We start from the raw sequence: 3,997 nt of genomic DNA, 5'->3' as shown, positions 1-3,997 counted from the left end.
GGCTTTCCCTTTTTCAATTTAATTTAGAAATTTACACAAAATATTTTACACTCCCAGAATTGCGGTAAGTTCTTCTTGAGTTCAGTCGCCAACTATCTTTTTTCTCATTCCAGTATGTCCTATATAGCTCGCCTAACGTCATCTGACGGTACTTATTATGCTCTCCAGTAATACTTGCTAACTTAGCGTTAATCTTCTTATCGAGGGCAATCTGAGCTTCATGACGGGTAATCCTTGTGTTGCGATCAGCAATGACAGTTACAGTTCGCCACTTATCTGTGAGTGGATCCTTGTACCGTTGACCAAAGCGCCACTTGTTTTTGTATTTTCTTGGAAACATAATCTCACCTCCTTTCATCGTACGTACGTTCTTTTTACTTTCTTTTTAAACCGCTCCACAAACACAGGTGGGGCGGTCATTATTATTTTTGGTACTTTTTAAAACAGTCGATTTCGACCGGTTTAGTTGTTATACTAAAATCGGTGATTAGTATGGAAATTATTAAAGATAACAGAAAAATTTTCTTGGATTCTTCTGATGAAAAATCATTAAAAATAATACTTAATTATTATCTTTGGAATGTAGTAGATAATTGGGATGAACAATTATCAGAAAACTCAGTTATTTCTCGAATCAATAATCTTTTAAATAATTAAGCTGGTTCCTTCAAAAATATGTTGAACAATATTTCTTATTTGTGTAATTGGCGTTGCATGTGCTATTGAATTTCTGTAATCAATTGAAGCTTTTAATTGATTATGTTTATAACTGTTTATTAATTGTTAGTTTTATCTTGATAATTAATAGCTTTGTTTTTTAAATATTCATCAATAAAATCATCATAGTTAGGATCGTTAGTGTCATCATTTTTATATCCTAATTGTTTGATTGATTTATCTGAAAGAGGTAGTGATTTTATATCACTAGTATTAAAGGTAAATTTGTCGAATTCAGAGTTAATAGTTAAAATTTCATACTTATTTAGATTAGTTTTTTGTAAAGCACGAAGTATATCAATATAATAGCTAGACATATATTCGTATGTACGGAATCCCTCTATGGAGTATATGGTTAATGTCTTGTCTTTAGCCTTAACTTTAAAACGCAAATCGTTATCTGATTTCGCGTCTTTATTAATGTGGCTAAAAATTTGTGATTGAATACTACTTGAATTAGACGCGAAGGAAGGAGTAGCAGATATTAACGTAGAAGCAACGATAACTGCACAAATTAAACCTATCTTTTTCATTATTTCCTCCAAATGTTAAAATGATTATAAAAACTTGAGGTGATAGTATGACTTCCCCAAATTTACCGGATATTCTTGAAACACCAAATCATTTTTGGTTTGGTGCGACTGATCTTGCTTTTGCAACGACTGAACCTGCAAAAATTAAAAAGCTAGGTAACGGTATGGTTGCAGTAACAAAGACATTTATTGCTAAATCTTATCGGTTTACTAATAACGATGGCATTTATGAATTTGCAAAGCTTAAGACACAAGAGAAATGATTATACTGGTTAATGTATTGAGTGCCCATTTTGGAGCGCTCTTTTTTAATTTGCTTATAAACTTATTGTCATTAGACTTGGCTAGAATAGAATAACCAACGGGAGATACTCCCGTAATAATGTTCATTGGTTTAGCTTGAACACCAATTAGCACATCTTGAGAAATCATTTCGATTACTAAACTTTTAAGAACATTTGAAAAGTGGCTTTCACCATATTTCTGTATTAGTTTATTGAACTTAGGATCCTTGCTAGCTTCATAAGCTATTGTTCTATCTGTAGTATTATCAAATCGTGTAGCTACTTTAAGAAAATACAAATATACATATAAGTAATCGTCTGGTTCCATGATTTACTCCCTTCAGTTTAGAAATAGTTTCTAAGCTCTTCAATCACAACGTCATTCAAGTACGCTGGTACATCGAACAGCGTTTCAAATTCATAAGCGATGATGCTTTCCTGGTTGCGATGCTGACAGTAGTAAGGTATCAGCAATTTAACCGCACCCAGGTTAGCCTTGTATTCAACCGATTCTCGGCCAGTAAAGCAAGCATGATAGTAGTAGATGTCGCCCTTATCGCCGTGAATGACGTGAGATATTTCATGAGCTAGCTGAAAGATAAACTCTTTGGGGTTATGCCAATTAGAGTTCATAACCACGCTTCGATATTCAAAGTTGCTTCCCGGAGGTGTGATAGGTGAAAGGCTAGCCCACATAATTCTTATGTGATGTTTAGATGCGTAATCAGTTAGGTAATCAAGTGCATCTTCCATATATGTATACATTACTTACCACCACGCAATAATCTTTTCATGTACTCCAAATCTTCTGGTGGAATCTGCCGACCTTCATAGGTGAAGACTGTATCTTTATCTGCTAAGTCGGCAGTTTTACTATCAGATTCTTTACCATTTAAGAGGTAATCAGTAGAAACATTAAATACATTTGCGATCTTTGAAAGCATTTCGAAATCTGGTTCGGTTCGACCATATTCCCAATTAGCATAAGTCTGCATACTTTTAAGACCAATTTGTTTTGCTGTATAAGTTTTGTTCCATCCCTTATCTTCGCGGAGGGACGTTAAACGTTCGCTAAAATCACTCATAATTTATCTCCTTTTAGCTATATCATACAACTGTTAAATAAAAATATTACATTTCTAGCTAAAAAAGCTAAATAATGGTTGACTTAGCTAAAATAGCAATGTATTATAATAACTGTAAAGTTAAACAAAACAGCTAAGGAGGTGTTAGTAGTTGACGACAGTTCTTAAAGATGATGCATACAAAAGGTTAAAACAAGAAATTGATAACCGTGGCATTAAAACAAAGTTTATTGCTAATGAAATTGGTATTAGTCCTAGTTATCTGGGACAGGTTCTAAACGGCAGTCGTAAATTATCAACTGATGTTGCAGTTAAAGCTAGTCAAGTGCTGGGTTTACCATTAGCTATTTTTTTAAATCAAAGTTAGCTGAAACAGCTAACCAAGGAGGCGATGAAGATAAACGAATTTAGAACTATCCGAAAACAATATAAATTGCGTCAAGAAGACATGGCATCTAAATTGAAAGTTTCGTTGTCACATTATTCAAAATTAGAAGGAAATTTTGTTAAACCAAGCTTTGGTGTACTTTCACGATTTAAGCAAGTGTTTCCTAAAGCAGATATGAATAACTTTTTTAAAAAATAAAAAGCCTAATCGATCCCGTACTCGAAAAGGCTGCGAAATTATTAAAGTCTACAAGCTATTACGGGCTAACCATCAATAATTAACTGGTATCGTCGCCCAGCACTGCTATTGATATAAGCTACTAAAGCCTTACGCTGACTAGTATTTGAAAAGTATCAAATACGTATTTATCCGTTTAACCTCCGTCGAGTAGGGCCCACCAGCTAAAGACCGTTGGCTTGTTTGCTTACAGAGACACAGTAAAGTTCAAAACTTGGGTCATTATGACCAACTCCTTTTTCAAGAAATTTTTTGAACTAATTAATTTTATAAGGCTTTCCTTAAAAAAGAAAGTCGAAAATCGAAACAGCTAACTAAGGAGACGATTAGATGAAAAACAGCTTACAAAGCTTTCGACACATGGAAATGACATATTGCCAGAAGCCCAAGCAACACAATCAGATGAAACAAATTGGCTTCAAAAAAAGCCAGCCCACTAAAAAGTGAACTAGCTTGGTTATTATTTCTCAGTTCTTACGCCTTTGAACTTAGTACCGTCTTGCTTGACGTCTAAAAACTTGCCAGTTTCTGCATCACGCTTGACATACTTACCAGTTTTAGGGTTTAGAACCTGAGAACGATTGCGAACAGCACCAATACGGCGCCCGTTCTTAGGTGGATTAACCGCCATGAAGGGGCTGTGACATAAGTCTCTTTAAACAAGAGAACCGTTCGGAATTTCAATTTGAAATTCTGAGCGGTTCTTCTTTTTTTAGAATTAATACTAAATATAGATAGCCTACCGGCGATCTT

General features: G+C 34.4%; 10 protein-coding genes. 4 read left to right on the top strand and 6 right to left on the bottom strand.

Going from position 1 to position 3,997, the window contains the following annotated elements; genetic code table 11:
* Nucleotides 1-31: 31 nt before the first annotated feature.
* Nucleotides 32-340 (bottom strand): hypothetical protein, encoded by a 309-nt coding sequence (locus tag RDN22_RS11050; protein ID WP_278548594.1) that lies wholly within the window; start codon nucleotides 338-340, stop codon nucleotides 32-34.
* 152 nt (nucleotides 341-492) lie between these two features.
* On the opposite strand from RDN22_RS11050, the gene RDN22_RS11045 reads away from it, so the two are divergent.
* On the top strand, nucleotides 493-657 hold the full coding sequence (locus tag RDN22_RS11045; protein WP_278548597.1) for a hypothetical protein: 165 nt from the start codon (nucleotides 493-495) through the stop codon (nucleotides 655-657).
* A 119-nt stretch (nucleotides 658-776) separates the two neighbouring features.
* Here the strand turns inward: RDN22_RS11045 and RDN22_RS11040 are convergent, their stop codons facing one another.
* Nucleotides 777-1,250: a hypothetical protein gene (locus RDN22_RS11040; protein WP_278548599.1), complete on the bottom strand. Its 474-nt coding sequence runs from the start codon at nucleotides 1,248-1,250 to the stop codon at nucleotides 777-779.
* Nucleotides 1,251-1,297: 47 nt separating this feature from the next.
* On the opposite strand from RDN22_RS11040, the gene RDN22_RS11035 reads away from it, so the two are divergent.
* Complete coding sequence (locus RDN22_RS11035; RefSeq protein ID WP_278548601.1) at nucleotides 1,298-1,513, top strand: hypothetical protein; 216 nt, start codon at nucleotides 1,298-1,300, stop codon at nucleotides 1,511-1,513.
* Here the strand turns inward: RDN22_RS11035 and RDN22_RS11030 are convergent.
* Genes RDN22_RS11030 through RDN22_RS11020 form a run of 3 tightly spaced genes read right to left on the bottom strand, consistent with a single transcriptional unit; the run spans nucleotide 1,494 to nucleotide 2,619 of the window.
* A complete protein-coding gene (locus RDN22_RS11030) occupies nucleotides 1,494-1,862 on the bottom strand; it encodes a hypothetical protein (protein ID WP_278548603.1) in 369 nt (122 codons plus the stop codon). The genes RDN22_RS11035 and RDN22_RS11030 overlap by 20 nt on opposite strands.
* Nucleotides 1,863-1,879: 17 nt before the next feature.
* On the bottom strand, nucleotides 1,880-2,299 hold the full coding sequence (locus tag RDN22_RS11025; protein WP_308558128.1) for an ImmA/IrrE family metallo-endopeptidase: 420 nt from the start codon (nucleotides 2,297-2,299) through the stop codon (nucleotides 1,880-1,882).
* Entirely contained in the window at nucleotides 2,299-2,619 is a 321-nt protein-coding gene (locus RDN22_RS11020) for a helix-turn-helix domain-containing protein (RefSeq protein ID WP_278548605.1), read from the bottom strand. The genes RDN22_RS11025 and RDN22_RS11020 overlap by 1 nt, the downstream gene beginning before the upstream one ends.
* Before the next feature lie 151 nt (nucleotides 2,620-2,770).
* Between RDN22_RS11020 and RDN22_RS11015 the strand changes: the two genes are divergently transcribed.
* Nucleotides 2,771-2,986, top strand: coding sequence for a helix-turn-helix transcriptional regulator (locus tag RDN22_RS11015; RefSeq protein WP_278548608.1), 216 nt, complete (start codon nucleotides 2,771-2,773; stop codon nucleotides 2,984-2,986).
* Between the two features lie 24 nt (nucleotides 2,987-3,010).
* Nucleotides 3,011-3,205: a helix-turn-helix domain-containing protein gene (locus RDN22_RS11010; RefSeq protein WP_278548611.1), complete on the top strand. Its 195-nt coding sequence runs from the start codon at nucleotides 3,011-3,013 to the stop codon at nucleotides 3,203-3,205.
* Between the two features lie 499 nt (nucleotides 3,206-3,704).
* Here the strand turns inward: RDN22_RS11010 and RDN22_RS11005 are convergent, their stop codons facing one another.
* Nucleotides 3,705-3,875 carry a hypothetical protein gene (locus tag RDN22_RS11005; RefSeq protein ID WP_278548613.1) on the bottom strand — a complete coding sequence of 57 codons (171 nt, stop codon included), beginning with the start codon at nucleotides 3,873-3,875 and terminating at the stop codon, nucleotides 3,705-3,707.
* Nucleotides 3,876-3,997 lie beyond the last annotated feature (122 nt).

Origin of the sequence: uncultured Lactobacillus sp. (genome assembly GCF_902491705.1) — a bacterium.
Lineage (GTDB): Bacteria > Bacillota > Bacilli > Lactobacillales > Lactobacillaceae > Lactobacillus.
The sequence above is the reverse complement of the archived record's forward strand: the minus strand, read 5'-3'. Positions and strand labels throughout refer to the sequence as shown.

What these genes read in the sequence shown, in the direction of transcription:
- RDN22_RS11020 (WP_278548605.1), bottom strand. Translation starts at nt 2,619, where the DNA reads ATGAGTGATTTTAGCGAACGTTTAACGTCCCTCCGCGAAGATAAGGGA.
- RDN22_RS11005 (WP_278548613.1), bottom strand. Translation starts at nt 3,875, where the DNA reads ATGGCGGTTAATCCACCTAAGAACGGGCGCCGTATTGGTGCTGTTCGC.
- RDN22_RS11030 (WP_278548603.1), bottom strand. Translation starts at nt 1,862, where the DNA reads ATGGAACCAGACGATTACTTATATGTATATTTGTATTTTCTTAAAGTA.
- RDN22_RS11025 (WP_308558128.1), bottom strand. Translation starts at nt 2,299, where the DNA reads ATGTATACATATATGGAAGATGCACTTGATTACCTAACTGATTACGCA.
- RDN22_RS11045 (WP_278548597.1), top strand. Translation starts at nt 493, where the DNA reads ATGGAAATTATTAAAGATAACAGAAAAATTTTCTTGGATTCTTCTGAT.
- RDN22_RS11040 (WP_278548599.1), bottom strand. Translation starts at nt 1,250, where the DNA reads ATGAAAAAGATAGGTTTAATTTGTGCAGTTATCGTTGCTTCTACGTTA.
- RDN22_RS11035 (WP_278548601.1), top strand. Translation starts at nt 1,298, where the DNA reads ATGACTTCCCCAAATTTACCGGATATTCTTGAAACACCAAATCATTTT.
- RDN22_RS11050 (WP_278548594.1), bottom strand. Translation starts at nt 340, where the DNA reads ATGTTTCCAAGAAAATACAAAAACAAGTGGCGCTTTGGTCAACGGTAC.
- RDN22_RS11010 (WP_278548611.1), top strand. Translation starts at nt 3,011, where the DNA reads ATGAAGATAAACGAATTTAGAACTATCCGAAAACAATATAAATTGCGT.